This is a genomic window from Candidatus Electronema sp. TJ (assembly GCF_048287355.1).
GTDB lineage: Bacteria > Desulfobacterota > Desulfobulbia > Desulfobulbales > Desulfobulbaceae > Electronema.
This window is the reverse complement of sequence record NZ_JBLWEP010000009.1, coordinates 1-21,301: the sequence shown is the minus strand read 5'-3', so window position 1 is coordinate 21,301 and position 21,301 is coordinate 1. Positions and strand designations below refer to the sequence as shown.

Below are 21,301 nucleotides of genomic sequence, written 5' to 3'. Positions count from 1 at the left end.
CTCCGTTCAAGCCGCCACGCGGAAGACTTCCTCCAAGGTGGTCTGGCCTGCCAGCACTTGGCGCAGGCCGTCCTGACGGAGGGTGGTCATGGGGTGATCGGGGGCGGTGACGGCGGCCCGTTTGATCTGTCCGGCATCGGAGGTGGTGAGGATGAGGCTCTTGATCTGCTCAGAGAAGACCATCAGCTCGTAAATGCCCTGCCGCCCTTGGTATCCAGTGTTCAGGCAGGCATCGCAGCCTTGGCCGCGATAGAGGGTCGCGCTGCGAAACTCCGGCGGCAGGCTGAGGCGCTCGACATATTCCGGCGCAGGTGTGTACGCCTCCTTGCATTCCGGGCAGATACGCCGCACGAGCCGCTGGGCCATGACCGCGTTGACGGACGAGGAGACAAGGAACGGCTCCACGCCCATGTCGATCAGGCGGGTGACGGCACTGGCCGCGTCGTTGGTGTGGAGGGTGGAGAAAACAAGGTGGCCGGTGAGCGCGGCCTGAATGGCCATCTCCGCTGTCTCCAAGTCGCGGATCTCGCCGACCAAGATAATGTCCGGGTCTTGCCGGACTATGGTGCGCAGCCCGTTGGCGAAGGTCAGATCAATCTTGCTGTTGACCTGCATCTGGCTGATGCCGTTGATCTGGTACTCAATCGGATCTTCAACAGTGATGATGTTGACATCCGGCTGGTTGAGCACGGTCAGGGCCGAGTAGAGGCTGGTGGTCTTGCCGCTGCCGGTGGGGCCGGTGACGAGGATGATGCCGTGCGGTGCCTTGATCAGCTTCATCAGGGTCTCAAGGTCGCGAGGCGACATGCCAAGCTGCTCCAGCGAAAGCAGGACGTTGGATTTGTCCAGCAGACGCATGACGATGCGCTCGCCAAAGGCTGTCGGCAGCGAGGAGACGCGCAGGTCGATGTTCTTGTCCGCCACCCGAATCTCAATGCGCCCGTCCTGCGGCAGCCGCCGCTCGGCAATGTCCATCTTGGCCATGATCTTCACTCTGGAGACCAGCTTGGCCTGCACGTGCCGGGGCGGAGTGAGCATGTCATAGAGGATGCCATCCACCCGCTTGCGGATTTTGACCTTGTCTTTGTATGGCTCGATATGGATGTCGCTCGCGCCGTCGCGCACCGCCTGCGAGAGGATCAGGTTGACCAGCTTGATCACCGGCGCGTCGCTGGTGTCATCGAGCAGGTCGGCGGTCTCTTCAATCGCGGAGAGGATGGCCTCCGGATCGTCGTCATCGATGTCCTGAAGCACCTGATCCGCCGCGCCTTGGCTGTCGCGCTCATAGGCCATGTTCACTGCCAGCAGTATTTCGTCTGTGGGGGCGAGACAGGTCTTCATGCCCTCCAAGCCGAGCAGCCGCTGCATGTCATCGATCTGCTGGAAATGGAAAGGATCGGAGACGGCGATAAAGGAGTCGTCGCGGGTCGCCACCGGCATCATCTTGAATTTGCGCAGATAGGCTATGGGGATTTTCTTGATGAAAAAGGGATCGGGATTTGGCGGCAGGGAAAGGCGCAGCTCAAGGCCGAACTGAATGCTGAGGGCGTGCAGCAGCTCATCCTCAGTGATCTTCTTCTGCTGCACCAGAATCCGGCCCAGCCGCCCGCCCTTCTCCTTCTGGAGCTTGAGAGCCGAAGCGATGACTTCCTCCTTCAGGCCGAAGGACTCAATCAATATTTCCCCCAGATATCTCATCAGCGGCCCTTCAGCGTTTCTTCTTCAGCTGCTGCTTGCTCTCCGCCTTGCTGGCAGGCGGCGACTCCACTTTCTTCTCCTCGTCTTCCTGCGCTTCTTTCCGCTTCTTCTCCTGCTCGCTGTCCTGCCGCAGTTTCTCATCCTGCTCAGCCAGCTCCAGCCGCCGGAGCGCGGCGCGGACTGTGCGCAGCAGCATGGGATCAGCCTCCTTTCCGTCCTCTTCTCTGCGGGCCGCCAGATTCAAAGCCTGCTGATAGACCTCCGCCGCCTTGTCCCTGTCGCCTTCCTCAACATGAATGGCTCCCATATTGACTAACGCGTAAGGGTTTTCCGGCGCGTTCTGAAGGGCCTGCTGGAAATACTTCTTCGCTTCGTCACGCTCCTTTTCCTGCAGTTTGGCAAAGCCCCGGTCCATCAAGGCGTAAGCGTGCTCTATGTCGCGACCGGTCTTCAGAAGCTGCTCCGGCACGTCGCCGGAACCCGGCTTGACCTCCTCCATTTTGTCGCGCTTCTTGTAGTACAGATCAGCTAGCTCCGGCGAGCTGTCCAAGATGCGGGGGGCGATGAATATGAACATGTTGGTTCTGCGCTTGTTGTTCTCGTGAGTCTTGAACAGCCAGCCCAGCACTGGAACATCACCCAGCAGCGGCACCTTGTAGTCGCCGGAGGTCGCGTCTTGGCCGATCATCCCGCCAATAACCACTATTTCCTGATTATGAACGACCACGGTGGTCGTCGCGCTCCGCTTGTACGTGGTCGGCGTGGCCACGCCCGCCTCGCTCTTCAGCCGCGTGACTTCCACCCCGATGTCCAGCCGAAGCAGGTTGGCCTGATTGATCTGCGGGGTGATTTTGAGCGTGGTGCCCACATCCTTGTACTCGTAGTTGGTGTAGTCCTGCGTGCTGCCAGTCGAAGAGCTGTTTTTGCTGGTGATGTAGGGCACGTTCTCGCCCACGGTGATGCTGGCTTCCTTGTTGTCGGTGGTCAGTATCTGCGGGGTGGCGATGATGTTGATGTCGGAATCCTTCTGGAAAGCATTGACCACTGCGCCGAGGTCTGGAAAATACGCGCCCCCGATCTGCACTCCTTTCTTCAGCACCCCCAGCGTGGCTCCGGAGGACATGCCTGCGGTGCCCTTGCTGATGCCGTTGATCAGCCCGAAACTGCCGCTGGTGAAACCAGCACCCAGCGAGCCAGTCTCATCCTGAATGCTGCCCAGCCCGCCCCATTCCGGCCCGATCTTGAACTGCTTATCGACGGAAATCTCCATGATCAGGGCCTCCAAATAAACCATGCGCCGAGGGATGTCGAGCTTTTTGATCACATCCTGCAAGACAAGGTACTCCTCTTGCGATGCAGTGATGATCAGGGCGTTGGTTTCCGGGTCGGCGCTTATTTTGATATCTGACGAGAGCTGGGCCGAAGGAATGGCCATGCCTCCGACGGTGTCAATCCGGGCCGCCTCCTCAGTGCCTTTCGGCTTTGCCATGCTGCTGCTGCGGCTGGCCGCTGCGTCCGCGCCCTGCTTGCCGGTCGGCAGGTTGGTCAACACCTTGACCATTTCCTCAGCATTGGCGTGCTGGAGGTAATAGACATGGATATTGCCGCCTTCTCTGGTTACTTCCGAGTCAAGCTGCGCCAGCAGCTGCTGAATCCTCTCGATCTGCGGTTTGGGTGCGAAGACGATCAGCGAGTTGGTCCGTTCGTAGGGAATGATCTTAATCGTAGTTGGCCGGCCTCCCTTCGGGGCGGCTGACTGGATGAACAGCGGGCCGATGGCCTTGCTGACAATGTCAACTGAGGCGTATTTCAAAGGAATGATCGCTAACTCCTCTCCCACCGAAGGCACGTCCACCGCTTTAATTATGTCAAGCAGCCGGTTGATGTTGGAAAGTGCCTCGGTGAGGATCAGCAGGCCGGACTGCTCGTGCGCGATCGCCACACTGGTTTTGGATAGCAGCGGGGTGATGAAGCGCTTCATCTCTTCGGGATTTGAATGCGTCAGGGGGATGATCCGGGTGACAATCTTATCGTCATCTTGACTCTGCTCACCCTCGCGAAGAGTGGGGATGCTTTTGGAGCGCGCCTGCACCGCCGGCACAACCTTGATCACGTCGCCGCTGGGCACGGTGCTGAAACCATGCACCTCCAGCACCGACTCGAAGACCCGGTACGCCTCCTCGACCGAGAGCTGCTTGGGGGAGATGATGGTGATCTTGCCCCGCACCGCCGGATCGACGATGAAATTCTTTCCTGTCACCTCACTGATGTACTGGATGAACTTGGTAATTTCGAAGTCAGGCAGATTGAACTGCACGTTCTGCGGCGGCTTTTTTTCTTTTTCCTGCGCTTGGCCCTGCGGCGCAGCGACGCAAAGCAGCAGAAAAAGCGCGGTCAGCAGATGCGCCGCCGCGACGCGATGGAATGAAGCGAAATATCTCATGGTCAGTTGCGCATAAGTGGCGAATGAACGCTATGCCGTCGGCTAATCCATCGGCGGCGGTTCAAGGGGAAGCTCCTCCTCAGAAGGCATCGGCAGCTGCGGCTCTTCGACGATTTCAGAAGGCTCAGGAGGAGGCTCATCCACATGCAGCCCCTCCTCAGGCGGAATCTCATCTCCGGGCTGAGGCAGGTTGACTCTGCGGTTTGGCCGGACTGGCCGCATTCCCTGCGTCGCTTCCGCATCGCTTCCGGCATCCAAAAACGGTGGCGGCTGGAATGGCCTCCCCCCTCCAACCTGCTGGCTGAGTGCGCCGGGTTTGATTTCCGGCATTTTTAGAAGTTCCAGTCTGCCGTTCACATCTAAGGTGACACTGTTCCAGTCTATAGCTTTGATGATCGCACCCTGCACACCGTCGCCGACACGAAGAATCTGCTGCTCCTTTTTGCTCGTGTTGTCGATGATGATAGCCCGAGCCGTCTCATCTGTGCCGGTGACAGTCCCTGCCAGAGCTAAATTGAGGGCGGTAGGCGCAGCCTGCTGTTGCGCCTGCGGCTTTTCTTCCTGCGGCTTTTCCGGCTGAGCGGCAGCCGCCTGTTTGATCTGAAAGATGTTTCGGCGGACAATAACCTGAAAATCCTCAATCGCAGCGGCATCGGGCGCAGGCATGGCCTCTGCCTGCGCAGACTGCTTCGCCACCGCCTCATCGGCGGGCTTTGTCGGCACGCAGCTGATCTCGCGCAGCTCCTCCTCCAGCCGCCGGTAGCTTAGATGCACCCCGGCGGCCACCAGCGCGAAAATGACCGCTAATTTTGCCACTGTCCGCATCATCGTCCGCTATCGTCCCCGCCGCCGAGCTGGCTGTTGAAATCCGGCGACAGTCCGGCGAAGATAATGCCCGGCTCGCTCACCGGGCCGACGAGATCAAAAAGCAGCTTGCCGCCATCTTGAAGACGTGTTTGCAGAAGGCTGGCTGCCAAGGAACTGCCGATCGAGGCCAGAAATTCTGACTTGAGCGCGAGCTGACCGTTCAAGCGGAGCTGCGACAGGGAAAAATCAGCAGGATGAAGGCTGACCGTGCCGGAAAATTCCGCCTCCAGCAGGCGGGAAGTCGCTTTGCCCGCCTCCACATGCAGCAGTCGGTCTTGATGATGACGGAGCACGGCGTTCAGGCTGTCAAAGGTCAGCTCCTTCATGCCCAACACCGGCTTCTGGAGACTGACCGTGCCTTTCGTCGTAGAGAAACGGCCCTCAAATTCGGCGAACAGACCATGCTGCCCGTCCTGCCTGCCGGAGAAGCTGCCAGAAAGCGAACCGGCGGCTGTTCGTCCCCAACCGGCCAATATTTTTTTCAAACCGGGGCTGTCTAACTGGATGCCGTTCAGTTCGCCGCTGTACTCCAAGCCGCTGCGGTCTTTGCGCAGAGCCGCCTTGCCGCTGCCTCCGCCACCAAGTGCTTGCAGCCGCCACAGTGCTGACCAGCTGCGGGTTTTCTGCCAAGCGGCGAAATCAGGCCTCAGACTAAGCGAATCAATGACCAAGAGTGACTCCTGTCCGTCTTTGCTGCTGATCCGAATCTGGCTGAAACGGATATCCGCAGGCAGAGTCAGCCCGACCGAACCGATCCGCCAAGCAAAGACGGGCAGCATCCGGTTCAGTTCGCTCTCAGCCTTAGCTTTGACCGCCGACGAGGGAAACTGGAGCCAGAGCATGAGCAGCAGCACGGCGGCGGTGTAGAGAATATAGCCGCAGAAGCCTTTACCCGGCAGAAGCCGCTTCATCCGCATGGCTCAGTCTCCAACTTTTTTCGCCTGAACAAGACTGATCACCCGCATGATCACGTCCAGTGCGCCGTCCCGCTGCGCCTTCCGGCTCACTTGCACCGTGAGCCGCTCGACCTCGACCACATGCTCCGGCGACTCGATCCGCTCCAGCAGCTCCACCAGTTCGTGGAGCTGCATATCCTGAAACTTTATCTCCACCGCCACCTGCTGTAGTTCGCCCTCGCCAGTGGGATCAGAGGGTTTCATATAGAGAATGTTCTCCTTGAGCTTGCCTTCCACCGCCTTCTGCTCAAGAAAATTGAACAGGCTGAAATCAGACGGACGGCGGGCCACCCGCTCGCCAAGGCTGTTGTTCTGACGGCTGAACTGGCTGATCTCGGCCTGCAAGGCACGCATCTCCTCAAGCCCCTGTTCGCGGGCGCGGATGCCCCGTTCCAGCCGTTTTCGCTGCTCCAGCAGAGGGAATAAGACAAACTGAATCATGCCAAATACGAGCAGGGCTGCGCCGCAGATAAGCAGTGCGCGGCGGTCTTTCCGGCTGAGCTGCCGCATTAGGAGGCTCCTCCGACGGCCCGGAGCTGAAGCCGCAGCTCGAACTGGATTCCTTCCTCCTGTTTGCCCTTAGTGGCGGAAACGATTCGCACCTCAGTGTAGCGGCTGGACTTGCTGAGCAGACTCTGGATGGCATTCACATTGTTAAAAGCATCAGTCGTGCCCTTGATGGTGACCGAGTTCTGGTCAAGCAAAAAACGATCCACCTGAAGCTGAATCGAGGACGGAATCCGGGCCGAGATGTCGGCCAGCACGAACAGAGCGCGCTTCTCATCGGCAAAGATGGGCATGACTTCCGCAGAGCCGCCGATGCCTTTGCGCAGAGAGCGCATATGCATGAGCGGGTCCGGCCCCGGTTTGACCCCCGGAAAGCTCTCCTCGAATATTTTGTTCATATTAACCGTCAGGCGGTCTTGTTGCCTCTGCCGCATTCTGCCGTCCAATAGCAGCCAGCCGCCACCTGCTATCAAAAGCAGGCCGACGGCGGAGGCCAGAGCGATCAGCTGTTTTTTTGAACCAAGCAGGCGGCGCGGCGGCGCGAACTCTCCCTGCCGGAAGTTCAATCCGGCATCCCGACCCCGGCGGCCCGTCTGATGCAGGGCAAGGGCAAGGGCGGCATCATACAACGCAGGCTGCCATTGCCCAGCGGCTGACGCACTCAAGCTGGCCGCGCCGTCCCGCGTCAAATCGCCAGTTCTGCCGGGAAGGCCGAGACCAGCCTCCAGCAGCCCGCTGAAGCCGGGACAGAGAAGCATCGTGCCGGAAAGGATAAAATACTCAGGCCGCACTGCCGCCATGCCGCTTTGCATGGCGAAGTAGTCCAAGCTCCGCCGGACAAGGTCGCAGAGGCTGCTGACCGCCGCCTCCGGATCTGTCGCTCTGATGCCGCCGTCTTCGTAACGGAACACCGTGCGGGTGAAAACCTCGTCCGGCCAAGCCAGACGGCGCATAAAAAGAATTTCCCCGTGGCGTATCAAGGCCATCTGCGCCGCGCTAACCTCGCCGTGCAGAAGAAGAAAGTCGCTGCCGGTATGCTCGGTGCGGCAGAGCCGGTCGCCCAGCGCATGCAGGGAAGGACAGACACGTTCCGGCTCCAAGCCGCAGGCATGAAGGGTATCCAAGAGCTGGCTCAGGGCCTCTTTCTCGACCGTCGCAGCCAGAAGGGCAGTTTTGTTCTCGCCGCCGGAGGCCGAAAGAGTGGAGATGACCTGCGCCTCTATCGGCAGCAGGAGTTGCTCCTCCAACTCAAAGGACAGCACTTGGCGGATTCTTTTCTCGTCAGCGAAAGGCAGACTGATGTTGCGCAGATTGAGGCCGGAGAGAGCCAAGCCGACAGTGCAGCGGTTCAGCGGCTGACTCAGACCGAGCCGCGCCATGAGCTGCGGCAGCTCCTCAGCCAGATTGTCCGATCCATGACGGAACAGGGAAGCACAGGCCGTCACTTGAGCATCCCGGCCTGCGCCGACCACCGTCACCCCGGTCAGCAGATCGTCGCCAATGTCTATGCCTGCCGATATCTGGGACATGCCTTTCTGCGGCTCATTCCGCCTTCCACCAGAGCAGCTCCTGCTCCTGATTGTCCATCCGATGAATCAAGCCCGCGCCGCTGCGCCGCAGCCCCCTGAACTCCGCCTGCACTGTCACTTTGAACCAGCTGCTGCTGACCGTGACCAGTTCCTGATCAAAAACAATGTCGCCGGGATGGCCAGGAACCTGCGAGGGCCAGTCTGGCTGCTCCAGTTTGTCCTTGTTTTCTTCCTCTTGGCGAAACTCAATCAGCTTGGCGGCCAGCTCCTCGGTCATATCTTCGTGCAGGGCCAGCAGCACTACAGCCGGGGCGGTGTTGATGTTGATCTTGCCCTCGCGACCAACAGCGGTGAGGGCATTAAAAACAACACGTTTCCGCTCCGCCTCCTCTTGTTCTCCACCGCGCAGCAGCTCCTCCCAACCTTTGATCAAGAACAGCTCCTCAGTCAGAAAAATCGGCCTGTCCGCCGGAGCGTAAGGCGGCGATTGGCCGTTGTAGTGCGTCCGCTCCGCACCATTATCCCGTTCTTCATCATCCTCGTCGATCCAGTCGGCCAAACTGTCAAGCAAGGTGTTCACTTCGGCCTCATCGTTGATTCCGGCAGCTTTGCTTAAAAAACGCTGCCACAACTCTCGCTGTTTTTTTTCTTTGTCCAGCTTTTGTCCGTCTTTATTTTTTTTATTTTGCTGCTCCTTTTTGTCCTCTGCTGTCAGTGCCAAGGCATTGATCTGGAGAAGGCCGGAAAGGTCCGTGACCTGAATCTTCAACTTGCCGTCCGGGAAGAGGGCAGACAGATTTTCCGCCTTGAAGATGCCCCAGCGGTCAAAAGCCGAGTCGTGCTTGTTATCCCGCTGATCAGTCAGCAGTGCCGCTTGTGCCAGTCTCAGACCAGAGAGCAGCATCGCATCCAGCTGCGCCAGCGCACCCTGATTAGCGGCGGCCTGCATTTGCCAGCTCACCGAGCTGCCAAGCTGCACTGTCACCGCCACCATGAAGCTGACCGCCATCAGGGTCAGCACCAAAGCCATGCCTTTCCGATCGCGGAGCATGGCTCAGTCCTCCTTCGGCTGCGGGCGGATTAGCCCTGTAGGCAGGAGAGCTGTGGTCTGAAAACTGATTGAGGCATCCTGCTCCTCATCCAGCCAGAATTCTAAACGACAGGCGACAGCGGCAGGCAGGCTGCGCTCCGTCTCCTCGCTCTCTTTGACAGCGGTGTCCCAACTGTCCTGCTCCTCGCCGTTCCGGTTGAAAAAGGTGAATTTCACTGAACGCAACCGGTCGGCCAGAAGAAACGCCTCCGTCTCGCCACCGTTTTTCTGCTCTTCGCTGACAGGCATGTTCAGGCTGTCAGCTCGCAGCAGGAGGAGCTGGCGGGAATTGCTCTTGTCCGGCTGGAGGGCGTAGCTGATAAGACCAAGGCCGGGTAGGCCCTTCTCTGGGTCAAAAGAGAGGTGAGCGAGCGAGACGAAGGTAAGCAGGCGGCTCTGCTCAAGGCCGCCCTCCTTTCCGCTGACAAAATTTGTATCATCCGTCAGAACTGCCGAGGAAATATCCTCGCTGATTCGCTCCAAAGCCACTTGTGCCCGGTAATAGACATCTCCCTGATCCATTGCCCCTTCCATCACCCGGACCGAGCCAGAAAGGGAGACAGAGACCATCGCCACGACCATGCCCAAGATCAGCATGGCCAGCATGATTTCCAGCAGGGTGAAGCCGAGTTGCCCGCCACTGCTCATTCCTCACCCTCGACCGGCTCGATCTTGGCCATGATCAATGCGCGGACAACAAGGCTCTCGTTCTCGTCCCGGCTCACGGTCAGCTCCAGCAGCTTGAGCAGCCCTATGCCATCCTTGATCCCGGTCTCGTCGTCATCCAGCTCTTTCACCTCAGCTCGCCAGCGGTATTCTGAGAACTCATCCTCAAACTGGCCACTGTCATTGCTCAGGCTCTCGTAACCGGCCAATTCCAGCGCGGCTAGCTTCTGCCGGGCCAGCAGGGCAGCGGCCGTTTCAAAACGGGACAGTGAGGCCATGGACAGGCTCTGCGACTGGGAGGCGAGCAAGGCGGTGAACGACATGGCGATCACCGCCACGGCGACCATCACCTCCAGCAGGGTGAAACCTCCTGCCTCATATCGGCCCATGCTGCTCCTATTGCGCCTGCGTCAGCAGGATGCGATCTTCCTCCAAGCTGACGCGGCCTTCAAAAATCCTAGTCAGACCGAGAAAGGGGGAGAGCATCACTGTCAGCTCATCACCGTTGTCATGGCGAAAATAGACCGCTGTCTTGTCCGCATAGCCGCGCCGGTCAAAGATGATGCTCATTCCGGTGCCGCCGCTGCGATGAGCGGCAGCTATCTCAGTCACCCTCACCGGGCCACCGAGCTGAATTTTTCGCTGAACCTCGCTGTCCAGTCCTTCCGCCGCGTCGGCGGGAACAGCGATGAAACTCCGTCGCTCCCGGTCATAACGAAGGACAAAGGCTGTCCGCCGCAGCCGCGCTTCTTGGCCGGTTTCGGCGACCAAGCCGACAAAACGGCGCACCGCCGAACGCAGCTCGCCGCCGGAAAAAGCGGAATAAATTTGGGGCAAGACAAAACCCGTACTCAGGCTGATCAAGGACATGACCACGATCAGCTCCAGCAGAGTGAAGCCGCGTTTACAGCTCCCAGCTGTTGACATCCGCACCTTCTCCCTCTCCCCCTGGCTCGCCGTCAGAGCCGTAAGACATCAGGTCAAAATCGCCGTGCAGGCCAGGGCTGATGTAGACATAATCGTTGTCCCACGGATCCTTTGGCACAGATTTTTTATCCAAATAGCCGCCGTCCCGCCATTTTTTCGCCAAGCTGCCCACCGAGGGCGGTTCGACCAATGCCATCAGTCCCTGCTCAGTGGACGGATATTTTCCATTGTCCAATTTGTAGAGCTTGAGTGCCTGCGCTATTGCTCCGATATCCACACCCGCCTTGGTCCGTCGGGCCTCCTCAGGCCGGTCCATGATCCGGGGCACGATCATGCCCGCCAGAATGCCGAGGATGACGATAACCACCATAAGCTCAATCAAGGTGAAGCCGCGCATGTTGTCGGTCAGCCGCATCTGTCTTGTTTTCATCATGGGAACACCTGTTCAGGGTGGACTTTTGCTCCGTTTTATGGCACTAATTAATCTGTGCGTCGGTGGTACGCCGCGAACGTACCTCTTCAGAATACCAGCATGCCGGAAATTATGAAATCGGAAACAGCGAAAAAAAACAAAGTCAATCTGCACGGAAAGCAGAAACGTTTTCTACGCAGCTTAGGCCATCATCTTGAGCCAGTGGTGCAGCTCGGCAAGGAGGGCCTGAGCGAAAATCTGGCCAAGGCGGCCCGCGATGCCCTCAAAACCCGCGAGCTGATCAAGGTTAAGCTGGGCCAGAACTGCGCTGTCTCCGCCGAAGAGGCTGCCGCCGCTCTTTCTGGCCTGACCGGTTCGGTCGTCGTGCAGCTAATCGGCAGAACTATCCTCCTGTATCTGCCCAACAGAAAGCTCAAGCCAGAAGAACGCATCCGCCTGCCCAAGGCCGGCGAGACGGAAGAATAACGCGGCGGTGGCACTACTGGCGCAGGATGCTCTTCTCGGCGTTTATTTTTTTGCACCCGTCTTAAGCTCCTGTAGCTTTTTGTCCAGCGTGGGGATGAGCTGTTCCTGAGGGATGCCCTTGAACTGCTCCATGTAGTTGCGCACCAAACTGATGCCCTCGACAAAGACATCGTAGGCCATCCACGTGCCGTTCTTCAAGATCATGACATAAGAGACTGGGATGCTTTTAGCCGCGTCCACAAACATGGTCTTGACTTCCGCTCGGTCGCCCTTGAGCTGCTCCTTGCCGAACTCAATTTTCATGGAGACATACGCATCCACCTTGTCAATATAGACATGGCCAAGCAGCTTGGCGAAACGGGCGGCAAACTCCTCCCGCTGCGTCTGCGGCAGCCCCTGCCACGGCTTGCCCACAACCCGCTTGGACATCTCCTGAAAATCAAAATGCTCCGAAACCAAGGTGACAATCCGGTCAATCCGATTGTCCACGGTGTCGTTTTTAAAATCCGGGGCCTTGAGCTGGGCAATCACCCGCTCGATGAAGGGCTTCACCTGCTCGGTGGGATCAGGCTGGACAGCGGCGAAGCCCAGCCCGGCAGTGGCCAGCAGCAGGAGAAAAAACATACTGCGCAGCATTGTTTTCATCAGATCACCTCATGCTTAAAGTTTCTCATCCGTCCTTGGTGAGGAATGCTTCCGCGACTGTTTGCGGTACTGGAAATAGCCGTCTCGGAACGCCTTGTAGGGATCAATAGTCAGACCCTTCGCCCCTTCATATTCGCCCAGCCGCAGCGAAATGTTGTTCACTCTCCGGCCCACGTAGATCAGCGTGCTTTCCTGCCACGTGTCCGCCAAGAAATAATAGGGTGTCATGGCCAGCCCGTCAAGCGTGGTGCCGGTCAGCTCGCGGACGGTTGTCGCGCCCAGCAGCGGGGCCACCAGATAAAAGCCGTCCGGCACACCCCACGTTTCCAGCGTCTCGCCAAGGCCAGCCTCCACCCGCTTAAAGCCAAACTCCCGACCGGCCACATCGCCCAGCCCGCCCACACCGCCGATGGTGTTGATGACAAAGCGTGTCAGCAGCGTGCCTGCGTCGGCAAAGCGGAGCTGGAGCAGGGTGTTGACAAAACGCACTGGCTCTTGGAGGTTGTAGCAAAAATTATCCACCGCCTGCCGGACATCTTCTGGCAGAGTGTTGCTGTAGGCCGAGGCCACAGGTTCCATCACCCAGGTGTAGGAGACATCGTTGAACTCAAACATCAGCCGGTTGAAATGCTCGAAAGGATCAGGCACCGCCTCCTCTGCCGGAGTGTCTTCGTAAAAGGAGTCGTCAAGGACATCTGTCCCGCCGTCCTCCGCCTGCGCCGCGCCGCACACGGCAAAACAGAGCAGGGCAGTGCGCAGCAGCAAAGTTGTCTTCATGGCAAGGACTTATTTCACGCCGCCAAGGGCGAATTTGGAAATCAGCGATTCAATGTCCAGCGAGGACTCGGTGTCAACAATGGTCTCGCCGGGCTGATAGTTGACCATGTCGCCGCCGGGCAGAATGCGGATGAACTTGTCGCCGATGATGCCCTGCGATTTGACTGAGGCGATGGAGTCTTTCGGCACTTGCACGCTCTTGTTCAGCTTGAAGGCGGCCACAGCCTTGCCCGCATCGTTCAGGCGCAGCTCGGCCACGGCCCCCACGGCCACGCCGGCAATTTGCACTTCAGAGCCGGTTTTGATTCCGGCCACATTCTCAAACTCGGCATAGAGGGTGTAGGTTGTGCCGCCGGTCAGCCAAGACACTTCGCCCAGCCGCAGGGCCAGCCAGCCAAAAGCGGCCAAGCCAAGGACAAGGAAAAGGCCGACTGCGATTTCCACACGGGAATTGCTGTTCATAAACGCTCCTGTTTGCTCCGCAGGAATCAGATGCCCATCGTTTTTTCGGCAAAGTCGCGGAGGTGCGGCTTGTCCGACTTGATGATTTCGCTCGCCTTGCTGAAGACATCAGCCTCACCTTTGTTGATGAGGACGATCCGGTCCGCCAGCTCAAAAACCTTGGGAATGTCATGGCTGACGATCACCGCTGTGTAACCGAGCTGCTGCTGCATCCGTTGGAAAAGGTTGTAAATCTCCAAGGTCATCAGCGGATCCAGCCCGGTGGTCGGTTCGTCGAAAAGGACGATTTCTGGCTCCAATTGCAAGGCGCGGGCCAAGCCGACCCGCTTCTTCATGCCGCCGCTCAACTGGGCGGGATATTTTTCCTCATGCCCGGCCAGCTCCAAGGTCGCCAGCGTGGCCATGACTTTCGCCCGAATTTCCGCCTCCTTGAGCTTGGTGCGCTCACGCAGCGGCAGGGCGATGTTTTCAAACACGGTCAGCGAGTCAAAGAGCGCAGCCCCTTGAAAAAGCACACCAAATTTAGTGCGGAGCTGACGGAGCTGGCTCTGACCCATTTTAGCCACATCCTCGCCGTCCACCAGTATCTGGCCGCTGTCCGGCTTGAGCAGGCCGAGTATCAGCTTCAGGGTCACGCTTTTGCCTTGACCGCTGCCGCCCGCGATGACCGTGGTCTTGCCTTTCGGCACAGCCCAACTCGCCTCGTTCAGCACCCGGTGCTGGCCGAAACTCTTGCTTACCCGGACAAACTCAATCGCTGTCGTTGCAGCGGCTGCACTATACGTCATTTCCGCCCCCTTTACAACAGCACCGCTGTCAGCAGGTAGTCAAAAATCAGCACGGCGATGGAGGAAAGCACCATGGCCTGAGTTGTGACTTTGCTCACGCTCTCTGCGCCGAAGCCCGCGCCACGGATGCGGTGGACAAAATAGCCGCGCCCTGCGCTGATCCAGATCACCAGCAGGGCAAAGACAAAGGACTTGATCAGGCCGAGGCGGATTTCGTGATTGGTGATGCTCTGGGTCATGCTGCTGAAATAGGAACCGGAATTAGCCCCCATCAGCCGCACTCCGGCCAAGTAACCGCCCCAGATGCCGACCACGTCAAACATTGCCGTCAGCAAAGGCACGGAAATGACAGCGGCCAAGAATTTGGGCGAAATCAGGTAGCGGAAAGGGTCAACGGCCATGCACTCCAGCGCATCGATCTGCTCGCTGATGCGCATAATACCGATTTCCGCGCAGATGGCTGAACCGGCCCGGCCCGCGACCATCAGGGCAGTGAGAATCGGCCCCAGCTCCATGATCAAGGTCAGGGAGACCGCCGAGCCGAGCATTCCTTCCGCCCCGAATTTATTGAGCGTGTAGGAGCCTTGCAAGCCCAGAACCATGCCGGAGGAAAGCGCGGTGAAGAAAATCACCACAATTGAGCCAGCACCGATGAAGCGGAGTTGGCGGAGCAGCTCGCGGCCCCGGAAAGGCCGCCGGAACAGCCCGGTCAGCGCGGAGACGAGGAACAAGCCCATGCTGCCGAGATCGGAAAGCAGGGCAAGACAGTGGTCGCCAATGTGGAAAAAGGGCGCGGCCAACGCGCTGATCTTGTTGTTCTGCAAGGGATTCTGTCGCTGTATCGTGATGAGGGAATGCCGCCGCAGTTTAGGGCAATGTACCATAACTTGGAAAAAAAGCCCAACGGTTTTACGCAGTCTCTGGGCTTATTTGAGCCGTAAAGGAATGCCGGAGCAGACCAGATAGACCTCGTCGGCCAAGGCGGCGGCGATTTGATTGCAGCATCCGGCCAAGTCGCGGAAGCGGCGGGCGGTTGGATTGTCTGGGACGATGCCCAGCCCCACCTCATTGGTGACCGCCAGCACCCGGCCCTGATGTCTGCGGGCTGCCACGCCGAGCTGCGCCGTCAATTCGGCAATCCGCTCCTCGCTGACTGCGCCGCCAGCACGTTCCGCCTCGTGCATCAGATTGCTCACCCAGAGGGTCAGGCAGTCGATAAGCACCGTGCTTCCGGCAGCTGTCTGCGCCTCCAAAAAATCTGCCAAGCGCAGCGGCTCCTCCGCCGTCTGCCAGCCTCGTCCTTCGCGCACACGACGGTGCCTGCGGATGCGTTCATCCATCTCTGGGTCAAGCCGTGGGCAGGTGGCGAGAAACAGCCGGGGCGTGTCAATGCCTTCTGCCAGCTTCTGGGCGAAGGCGGATTTGCCCGATCTGCTGCCGCCGACAACAAGGGTGAAGCCGCTCATGACATAAAATTATTTTTTACTCTTGACAAAAGCGCAGATCATGCCGATGAATGCAGTCACTGCCGCAATTATTGCAGCATAATACAGGAACAACGCAAAAGCGTCACGGAATTTCTGGCAGCGGCGCAGAAGCGTTCACCTCAAAAGGAGAACAAAATGAGAATAAACGGCAACAAGATGCGCAGCAAATTGGGAGACCGGCAGCTTCTCAAAGCTGCCGCCTGCGGGCTGGCACTTTTCGGGCTGCTGGTCGGCTGCTCAGAGGGGCGGAAGGACGGAGAAAAAGGCGCGGTGGAGCGGGCCTCGGACAAAGTGGCGCAGAAGGCGGCGGAACAGCTGACCAAGCCGATTGACAAGGCCAAGGATTCGCAGGCACTGCAGAACGCTCAGAATCAGCAGCTGGAAGAGACGGCCAAGCAGACGCAGCAGTGAATCACGGCAGGAGCGGCGGCCCGTCATCCTCTCCTGCCAACACCAAGGCCGCGCCGGAAACCAGTGCTTCGGCGGTTTTCCGGCGGGCCGAGACGAGCAGGCGTTGCACTGTGCCGCGCGACACGCCCATCCGTTCGCCCGCCTGCTCCTGAAATAAGCCTTCCACATCGCAGAGCCGGAGAGCTTCCAGCTCGTCACGAAACAGACTGATCTGCTGGAGATTGCGCAGGGGAATGCCGTTCGGCTTGAAGATCTGGCCGGAAAAACGGCCCTCGCAGCAACGCTGCTTCTTTGGGCGCGGCGACATGCGGCTTCAGTGGTGGCAGTTGCCGTCACCTTTGCAGGTCTGCTCTGGCCGCATCTGTGGAAACTTGCCAGCCAGCATTCCGCTGACCGCTGCCTCCACCTTGCTCAGAGCCGCCTGATCGGCATAATACACCGTAATGCCTGCGGCGGCAAAGGCCTGCATGGGCCGTGCGCCAAGCCCGCCGACCACAATTGCCCCAACGCCTTTGTCCTGCAGCAGATTGACCGGAGCCACGCAGCCACCTGCGCCGTGCTCCAGATTGGCCACAGTGTCAACTGAGGCGACTTTGCCCTCCTGAATATTGATCAGGGTGAAAAGGTCGCAGTGGCCGAAATGGCCGGAGACCTGCGCGGCAAGGCCGCCGGGATTGTTCGAGGGCACGGCCAGCAACATTGATGCGTTCATGAGTCTGCTCCTGTTGTGAAAAGAAAGAATTGGCTGCGGCAGCCGCAGTTCGTGATGAACATATGCACAAAATCTACTTGTCCCGCCCGTGCCTGTCAAGCAGGAACTGCGCACAAAAAAACAGCGGCGGCGCATGGACAAGCGCGGCGGAATAGTGTACTTTGCCTTATTTCATGCAGTTTCACCATCGGCGGCGGCAATAGTCCGCTGCTGCATACGACAAATCAGGGCAGAGGCGGGCTTGCCGCACCTGCTATTCCTCATTCATGCGCATACGACTTTTTCTCTTGCTGTTCAGCCTGCTGCTGCTCTCTTTTCTGCTGGCCTGGCCAGCGGCGGGAGGAGACAGCAGGCCGCTCATCGCCGACATCACCCTCACCGGCTCCGGCGGCAGGCTGCTGCTCTCCGCCGCTGTCAAAGACTGCTTCACCAAAGAAATGCTGGAGGGCGTGCACAACGGCATTCCGGTCACTTTCCGCTTCAAGCTCCGGCTGGAGCGGCACCGCAGCTGGTGGCTGAATCAGACGGTCAACAGCTTGGGCATCAACCACACCCTGAGCTATGATCCGATCCGGCGGGACTACCAAGTGGCCTTCGCTGAATACGACCAGCCCCGCGCCACCCGCTCGCTGGCCGAGGCGGAGCGGATGATGGCCGAGCTGGACAGGATCGAGCTGGCGCGGCTGGACAAGCTGATTTCCGGCGAGAAATACGCCCTGCGCATCAAGGCCACGCTGGTGGAGAACACGCTGCCCTTAAGCATTCACTCCCTCATCCCTTTCTATTCCATCTGGAATTTTGAGACCGACTGGCGGCTGGTCGAATTTTCCTACTGAGGCGGACGGTCATGCTCAGTCCTGAGCAGCGCAAAAAGAAGCAGCGGCTGATCCGCACGGTCATTATCTTCTGCCTGCTGCTGATCCCCCTGCTGATCTGGCTCCAGCGGCAGCTCCTGCAAGGCGAGCTGAACCTGCCGGTCTCCAGCACGGTGCTGATCTTCGCTCTGATCAACATCAACGGCCTGCTGCTGCTGCTCATGCTCTACCTGATTCTGCGCAATCTGGTCGAGCTGCTCTTCGAGCGCCGCAGCCGGATCGCCGGGGCGCGGCTGCGGGGCAAATTAGTCGCCGCCTTTGTCTCGCTCTCCATCCTGCCCACCGCCGTGCTCTTCGTCTTCGCCCTCGGCTCAGTCTCCACCTCAATGGACTACTGGTTCAACACCAATGTCGAGGACTCGCTTGAAGCCTCGCTCAGGCTGGCGCAGGACATGTTTCAGGAGACCGAGAACCGGGCCGCCAACATGGGCCGACAGTTCAGCCTGCTGCTGGAGAATGTCGACCTCAGCTTGGAGGACAGCGGCGGCCTGCAGCAGCTCTTCAGCAAGACCTTGGCCATGGCCCCGCCCGGTGCGCCAGACGCGCTGATGCTCATTGACCGCCATTTGCAGGTGCGGGCGGCAGCCAAAGGCGAGCGGCTGGCCAATGCCGCCCTGCCGGACATGCCCAGCGAGGCCTTGCGCCGGGCGGCGTTCAGCGGCTCACCGGAGATCATCACCCGGCAGACCGGCAGCGGCGAGCTGGTGCAGGCCATCGTTCCGGTGCGGCTGAAGGATCAGCAGCAGGCCTTTCTCGTCACCAGCCTGCTCATCCCGGCGGAGAAGCTGGCCCTGATGGAGTCGGTCTCGCAGGGCATCACCGGCTACAAACAGCTCATTCTGCTCAAGGCACCGATCAAGCTGAGTCTGATCATCATGCTCCTGATCGTCACCCTGCTGATCCTTTTCGGGGCGATCTGGTTCGGCTTCTACATCGCCCGCTCCATGACCAGCTCCATCAACAAACTGGCCGAGGCCACGCAGCGGGTCGCGGGCGGCGAGCTGAATTTCACCATTGAGAAGGATTCAGACGACGAGCTGGGCCTGCTCGTCGACTCCTTCAACTCGATGACTGCCGACCTTTTAGCCAGCAACAGCCAGCTGGCCGAAGCGCACCAGGCCTTGCAGGAGTCAAATCAGATCTCGGAGCAGCGCCGCCGCTATCTGGAAGCCATCCTCCGCAACGTGGCCGCCGGTGTCATCGCCATCAACGAGCAGCATCAGGTCACGATCATCAATCCCTTTGCCGAGAAGCTGCTGCGGATTGACCCTGCGCTTTTTCTCCAGCGTGATTTTCATGAGGTGCTGCCACTCTCGCACGCGGCAGTGCTGGAGCAGTTCTTCAGCGACCTGCGCGAGTCAGGCCAGCGGAGCATCGAGCGGCATCTGAGCCTGACTGTGCGCAAGGGCGAGACCTACTCGCTCCTGGTCAACATCACCCGCCTGCTTGACGACCGCGAGCGGCCCATCGGCTACGTCATTGTTTTTGACAACTTGACCAAGCTGGAAAAAGCGCAGCGTCTGGCGGCCTGGCAGGAAGTGGCCCGCCGCATCGCCCATGAGATCAAGAACCCGCTCACGCCGATCCAGCTTTCGGCGCAGCGGCTGCGCAAGCGTTATCTGGAGAGCATCAGCAAGGACCGGGAGATATTCGACCAGTGCACCGCGACCATCATTCAGCAGGTGGACGAGATCAAACGCTTGGTGACGGAGTTCTCCGACTTTGCCCGGATGCCGCGCATCAAGAAGCAGCAGGCAGATTTAACCGCATTGGCGGCGGACACGCTGGTGCTCTACCGCGAAGGCTGCAAGCATATTGATTTTCAATTGGAGCGCGGCCCGCTTCCGCCTTTCTCCTTTGATCCGGTGCAAATCCGCCGGGTGCTGATCAACCTCTTGGACAACGCGGTCAGCGTCCTCAGCAGCGGCGGCGCGGTCAGCATTGTTCTCTGCCTTGACCAGAATCAGGAGACGGTCAGCGTCACGGTCAGCGACAACGGCCCCGGCATCCCGGAGGAGGTCAAGCGGCGGCTCTTTGAACCCTACTTCTCCACCCGCAAATCCGGCACCGGCCTTGGTCTGGCCATTGCCAACACCATAGTCTCCGAACACAACGGCTCCATCCGGGTGCAGGACAACGTCCCGGCCGGCACGACGGTCATCGTGGAGCTGCCCTTTCTCCGCGAGGAGCCAGCATGTCCGCAACCATCCTGATCATTGACGACGAAAGCGCGATCCGCGAGAGCCTCTCCGGCATTTTGGAGGACGAGGGCTTTCAGCCGCTGGCCGCCGCCTCTGCCGAAGAGGGCCTGGCTCTGCTGGCGCAGCAGGACATCCACCTTGTGCTGTTAGACATCTGGCTGCCGGGCATGGACGGCATCGAGGCCCTCAAGCGCATCCGGCAGGACTGGAGCGATATTCCGGTGATCATGATCTCCGGCCACGGCAGCATTGAGACCGCTGTGCAGACCACCCGCATCGGCGCATTTGACTTCATTGAAAAGCCGCTTTCGTATGACAAGGTGGTGCTGGCGGTCAATCAGGGCCTGCGGATGGCCCGCCTGGAGCGGGAAAACCGCCTCCTGCGCGAGGCCGCGCCTGCCGGAGCGGCGGTCATCGGTGAGTCTCAGGCTGTCCGTCAGCTGCGGCGGCAGATCGAGCGGGTCGCGCCTACGGACGCTTCGGTGCTGATCCTTGGCGGCCACGGCACGGGCAAGGAGCTGGCCGCGCAGGCCGTCCACCGCCAGTCGTCCCGCGCCGCCAGCCCGATGATCGCGGTCAACTGCGCCGCCATCCCGGAGGAGCTGATTGAGTCCGAACTCTTCGGCTATGAGAAAGGGGCCTTCACCGGCGCGGACAAGGCCAAGCACGGCAAGTTTGATCAGGCCGACGGCTCGACGCTCTTTCTTGACGAGATCGGCGACATGAGCCTGAAGAGCCAGGCCAAGGTGCTGCGTGTGCTGCAAGAGAAGAACTTCGAGCGGGTGGGCGGCGGCAGGATGATCGAGGTGGATGTGCGCATTCTGGCGGCCACCAACAAGGACTTGGAGCAGGAGATCAAAGCCGGGCAGTTCCGCGCCGACCTCTTCTACCGCCTGAACGTCATCCCGCTGCGCATCCCGGACTTGAAAGAGCGGCTGGAGGACATCCCGCTCTTGGCGGCGGAATTCCTCCGCCAGCTCCGCAGCCGGGGCTTGGGCGAGAAACGTCTGGACGACGGCGCACTGGCCCTGCTCATGCGCCACAACTGGCCCGGCAACATCCGCGAGCTGCGCAACCTGATCGAACGCTTGGTGATCATGACACCTGGCCAGCTCATCACCGCCGAGGACGTGCGCTTCTTTCTTCAGCCCGGCGCGGCGCGGCCTGCCCGGTCCGTCAGCCTGCCGGACTGGTGCCAGTTCGGCTTCAAGGAGGCGCGGCGGCAGTTTGAATACGATTATCTCTGCAAAAAGCTGGAGGAGCACGGCGGCAACATCTCCAAGACAGCAGAGATAATCGGCTTGGAACGCAGCCATCTGCACAAGAAACTGAAGGCCCTGGGCATCAAGGCGGAAGACTGAA

24 protein-coding genes are annotated in these 21,301 nt (G+C 59.5%); 5 read left to right on the top strand and 19 right to left on the bottom strand.

The genetic code is table 11. The features are described from left to right. Window positions 1-6 precede the first annotated feature (6 nt). Genes gspE through gspG form a run of 11 tightly spaced genes read right to left on the bottom strand, consistent with a single transcriptional unit; the run spans window position 7 to window position 11,113 of the window. Window positions 7-1,698, bottom strand: coding sequence for a type II secretion system ATPase GspE (gspE, locus tag ACNKID_RS01510; protein ID WP_417911664.1), 1,692 nt, complete (start codon window positions 1,696-1,698; stop codon window positions 7-9). 10 nt (window positions 1,699-1,708) lie between these two features. Then, complete coding sequence (gspD, locus tag ACNKID_RS01505; RefSeq protein WP_417911663.1) at window positions 1,709-4,141, bottom strand: type II secretion system secretin GspD; 2,433 nt, start codon at window positions 4,139-4,141, stop codon at window positions 1,709-1,711. Window positions 4,142-4,183: 42 nt separating this feature from the next. Further along, window positions 4,184-4,957, bottom strand: a complete 774-nt coding sequence (locus ACNKID_RS01500; protein WP_417911662.1) for a type II secretion system protein N — start codon at window positions 4,955-4,957, stop codon at window positions 4,184-4,186. A gap of 8 nt (window positions 4,958-4,965) precedes the next feature. After that, on the bottom strand, window positions 4,966-5,919 hold the full coding sequence (gene gspN, locus ACNKID_RS01495; RefSeq protein WP_417911661.1) for a type II secretion system protein GspN: 954 nt from the start codon (window positions 5,917-5,919) through the stop codon (window positions 4,966-4,968). Window positions 5,920-5,928: 9 nt separating this feature from the next. Next, a complete protein-coding gene (gspM, locus tag ACNKID_RS01490) occupies window positions 5,929-6,474 on the bottom strand; it encodes a type II secretion system protein GspM (RefSeq protein WP_417911660.1) in 546 nt (181 codons plus the stop codon). Continuing rightward, the gene (gene gspL, locus ACNKID_RS01485) at window positions 6,474-8,000 is read right to left on the bottom strand and encodes a type II secretion system protein GspL (RefSeq protein ID WP_417911659.1); all 1,527 of its coding nucleotides are present in this window, start codon (window positions 7,998-8,000) and stop codon (window positions 6,474-6,476) included. The genes gspM and gspL overlap by 1 nt, the downstream gene beginning before the upstream one ends. 13 nt (window positions 8,001-8,013) lie before the next feature. Further along, complete coding sequence (gene gspK / locus ACNKID_RS01480) at window positions 8,014-9,051, bottom strand: type II secretion system minor pseudopilin GspK (RefSeq protein WP_417911658.1); 1,038 nt, start codon at window positions 9,049-9,051, stop codon at window positions 8,014-8,016. A 3-nt stretch (window positions 9,052-9,054) separates the two neighbouring features. Further along, window positions 9,055-9,738, bottom strand: a complete 684-nt coding sequence (locus ACNKID_RS01475) for a PulJ/GspJ family protein (protein WP_417911657.1) — start codon at window positions 9,736-9,738, stop codon at window positions 9,055-9,057. Next, a complete protein-coding gene (locus ACNKID_RS01470; protein ID WP_417911656.1) occupies window positions 9,735-10,145 on the bottom strand; it encodes a type IV pilus modification PilV family protein in 411 nt (136 codons plus the stop codon). The genes ACNKID_RS01475 and ACNKID_RS01470 overlap by 4 nt, the downstream gene beginning before the upstream one ends. A 7-nt stretch (window positions 10,146-10,152) precedes the next feature. After that, a complete protein-coding gene (locus ACNKID_RS01465) occupies window positions 10,153-10,683 on the bottom strand; it encodes a pilus assembly FimT family protein (RefSeq protein WP_417911655.1) in 531 nt (176 codons plus the stop codon). Beyond that, the gene (gene gspG, locus ACNKID_RS01460) at window positions 10,661-11,113 is read right to left on the bottom strand and encodes a type II secretion system major pseudopilin GspG (RefSeq protein WP_417911671.1); all 453 of its coding nucleotides are present in this window, start codon (window positions 11,111-11,113) and stop codon (window positions 10,661-10,663) included. The genes ACNKID_RS01465 and gspG overlap by 23 nt, the downstream gene beginning before the upstream one ends. 114 nt (window positions 11,114-11,227) lie before the next feature. Here gspG and yhbY point away from each other — a divergent pair, with 114 nt between their 5' ends. Next, window positions 11,228-11,581, top strand: coding sequence for a ribosome assembly RNA-binding protein YhbY (yhbY, locus tag ACNKID_RS01455; protein ID WP_417911654.1), 354 nt, complete (start codon window positions 11,228-11,230; stop codon window positions 11,579-11,581). Between the two features lie 42 nt (window positions 11,582-11,623). Here yhbY and ACNKID_RS01450 read toward each other — a convergent pair whose 3' ends face one another. From ACNKID_RS01450 to cobU, 6 genes are all read right to left on the bottom strand, one after another. Continuing rightward, a complete protein-coding gene (locus ACNKID_RS01450) occupies window positions 11,624-12,226 on the bottom strand; it encodes an MlaC/ttg2D family ABC transporter substrate-binding protein (RefSeq protein WP_417911653.1) in 603 nt (200 codons plus the stop codon). A 15-nt stretch (window positions 12,227-12,241) separates the two neighbouring features. After that, window positions 12,242-13,003, bottom strand: a complete 762-nt coding sequence (locus ACNKID_RS01445; RefSeq protein ID WP_417911652.1) for a VacJ family lipoprotein — start codon at window positions 13,001-13,003, stop codon at window positions 12,242-12,244. A 9-nt stretch (window positions 13,004-13,012) separates the two neighbouring features. Further along, window positions 13,013-13,465: an outer membrane lipid asymmetry maintenance protein MlaD gene (mlaD, locus tag ACNKID_RS01440; protein ID WP_417911651.1), complete on the bottom strand. Its 453-nt coding sequence runs from the start codon at window positions 13,463-13,465 to the stop codon at window positions 13,013-13,015. A gap of 26 nt (window positions 13,466-13,491) precedes the next feature. Then, window positions 13,492-14,253 (bottom strand): ABC transporter ATP-binding protein, encoded by a 762-nt coding sequence (locus tag ACNKID_RS01435; RefSeq protein ID WP_417911650.1) that lies wholly within the window; start codon window positions 14,251-14,253, stop codon window positions 13,492-13,494. An 11-nt stretch (window positions 14,254-14,264) separates the two neighbouring features. Then, a complete protein-coding gene (locus tag ACNKID_RS01430; RefSeq protein ID WP_417911649.1) occupies window positions 14,265-15,077 on the bottom strand; it encodes an MlaE family ABC transporter permease in 813 nt (270 codons plus the stop codon). 102 nt (window positions 15,078-15,179) lie between these two features. Beyond that, the gene (cobU, locus tag ACNKID_RS01425) at window positions 15,180-15,719 is read right to left on the bottom strand and encodes a bifunctional adenosylcobinamide kinase/adenosylcobinamide-phosphate guanylyltransferase (RefSeq protein ID WP_417911648.1); all 540 of its coding nucleotides are present in this window, start codon (window positions 15,717-15,719) and stop codon (window positions 15,180-15,182) included. Window positions 15,720-15,875: 156 nt separating this feature from the next. Here cobU and ACNKID_RS01420 point away from each other — a divergent pair, with 156 nt between their 5' ends. After that, on the top strand, window positions 15,876-16,151 hold the full coding sequence (locus ACNKID_RS01420) for a hypothetical protein (RefSeq protein WP_417911647.1): 276 nt from the start codon (window positions 15,876-15,878) through the stop codon (window positions 16,149-16,151). Window position 16,152: 1 nt separating this feature from the next. On the opposite strand, the gene ACNKID_RS01415 is transcribed toward ACNKID_RS01420, so the two are convergent. Beyond that, entirely contained in the window at window positions 16,153-16,458 is a 306-nt protein-coding gene (locus ACNKID_RS01415; protein ID WP_417911646.1) for a DUF134 domain-containing protein, read from the bottom strand. 6 nt (window positions 16,459-16,464) lie between these two features. Further along, window positions 16,465-16,863 (bottom strand): NifB/NifX family molybdenum-iron cluster-binding protein, encoded by a 399-nt coding sequence (locus ACNKID_RS01410; protein WP_417911645.1) that lies wholly within the window; start codon window positions 16,861-16,863, stop codon window positions 16,465-16,467. A gap of 266 nt (window positions 16,864-17,129) precedes the next feature. Here ACNKID_RS01410 and ACNKID_RS01405 point away from each other — a divergent pair, with 266 nt between their 5' ends. The 3 genes from ACNKID_RS01405 to ACNKID_RS01395 are packed head-to-tail and all read left to right on the top strand — an operon-like array spanning window position 17,130 to window position 21,300. Next, window positions 17,130-17,699, top strand: a complete 570-nt coding sequence (locus ACNKID_RS01405) for a DUF4390 domain-containing protein (RefSeq protein WP_417911644.1) — start codon at window positions 17,130-17,132, stop codon at window positions 17,697-17,699. A gap of 11 nt (window positions 17,700-17,710) precedes the next feature. Next, complete coding sequence (locus ACNKID_RS01400; protein ID WP_417911643.1) at window positions 17,711-19,951, top strand: ATP-binding protein; 2,241 nt, start codon at window positions 17,711-17,713, stop codon at window positions 19,949-19,951. Continuing rightward, window positions 19,933-21,300, top strand: coding sequence for a sigma-54-dependent transcriptional regulator (locus ACNKID_RS01395; protein ID WP_417911642.1), 1,368 nt, complete (start codon window positions 19,933-19,935; stop codon window positions 21,298-21,300). The genes ACNKID_RS01400 and ACNKID_RS01395 overlap by 19 nt, the downstream gene beginning before the upstream one ends. The last annotated feature ends 1 nt before the right edge of the window (window position 21,301 follow it).